Here is a 1524-nt window from a genome sequence, read left to right as displayed (position 1 = left end):
GGCTTGAAGTCGGGCAAGAGACGGGAAGGCACCGAGGCCCGCAGATCGCTCGGCATGTCGAAGGACGCCAGGCGGGATTCACGATCAATCATGATGAAGGTGCCCAGATCTAACGCGAATGCGGGATCACTGGCGACGTGGACCGCAAGCAGCTCAGTCTTCATCATCGCCAGCATTTCGCGAAGGCGCTGGCTCATCACCGGACGAGCGTCATCGGCGGTATCGTTCTCCTGCGTTTCAACGCTGGCATTATCGTCGCCCTCGTCGCCGTCATCATCGGCCTCGCCGCTTCCTTCATCGGACACCGGCGCGATATAGAGTTGATGATGGATTTGCGGCGTCCCGTCTTGGCCGAGCACCACATAGCCTAGAGCGGTCGCTTTCTGCTCAGGATCGATCACAACCTCGCGCTCTACGATCGCCGTGAGTTCCGCCTGGAGGGCAGCATAGCGCTGTTCTTCATCCTCTTCCGGCTCATAGCCCTCGTTTTCAGCGAGCAGTTCGATTTCGGCAATCTCCTCCTCAATCTCCCGTTTACGCGCTTCCTGCTCCTGCGTGAGCGGTTCGGCGACGCCGGTCAGCGGTTTCAGCGCATAGGTCTCCATATAGGGAATGCGCGCGCCGGTGACGATGCGCACTTCCCCCAGGCCTTCGCGCTCACGCAGCGCCTCGGCCTGCGCGGCGAGTTTCGTCTCCGCCAGATCATCGAGAATATGGGTGTCGATCCAGCGCTCGTCGGCTGCAGTGGAGAACAGGTCCGCGTCCTCGACACGGCCACCTGCCGCGATATAGGAATCCCGCCCGACCAGCAGGGACTTGGGGTCGGTTGCGCGATAGCTGTAGCCATTGAGCGCCCGCCGGATTTCATTCACATTGTCGCGGGAATAGCTGCCTCTCAGCGATTCCCATATCGCCGTTTGACGGGCGGTGTCCGCGGTCGTCGCATAGGCCTTGGCCACATCGAGCGTGATTTCGTCAGCCTCGAGCGCATCGAAGATCGGCTGGGCGAGGTTCGCGAGACGCAAGCGCCCGACAACAAAACGTTCCTCGATGCCGAAGCGCTTGGCGATCTCCGCCGTGCTGCGGCCCTCGACCTCGATCAGATCTCGAAATGCGAGGCAATCTTCGGCAGGCGACATCTGCAGCCGGTCGTAATTTTCAGCAAGGCTGATTTCGCGGCCGTCCTTCGCTTTGGCAAGAACAAGGACGGGCACCTCATAATCGGCAGGCAGCGTTCCCTTCTCGATCAGGCGATGGATCGCATCGAGGCGGCGGCCCCCGGCCGTGATGCGATAATGACCTTTCTTACGGGAAACCGGCACGCCAACAAGATTCTGGATGAGGCCATGCCCGGCGATGCTGGCTTCGAGTTCAGCGTCAGCGCGGAGATCGGTCCGCTTGCGCACATTGACGGGCGACTTGGTAAGATGGGTTGCCGGGACGAGGATGGATGGCTTGGTCATGCAACAAACTCCGCAAAAGCTGCGGCCCGCACATCGAACCGCGCATTCGCTTCCTTCCCCC

General features: G+C 61.0%; 1 protein-coding gene. It reads right to left on the bottom strand.

What is annotated here, in order from left to right; translation table 11 throughout:
* A partial coding sequence (locus DI606_RS20155) for a ParB/RepB/Spo0J family partition protein (RefSeq protein ID WP_293985801.1) occupies window positions 1-1463 on the bottom strand: 1463 nt, incomplete at its 3' end.
* Window positions 1464-1524: the final 61 nt, after the last annotated feature.

It is taken from the genome of Sphingobium sp. (assembly GCF_003248505.1).
Taxonomy (GTDB): domain Bacteria; phylum Pseudomonadota; class Alphaproteobacteria; order Sphingomonadales; family Sphingomonadaceae; genus Sphingobium.
This window is presented reverse-complemented; position numbering and strand designations above follow the sequence as displayed.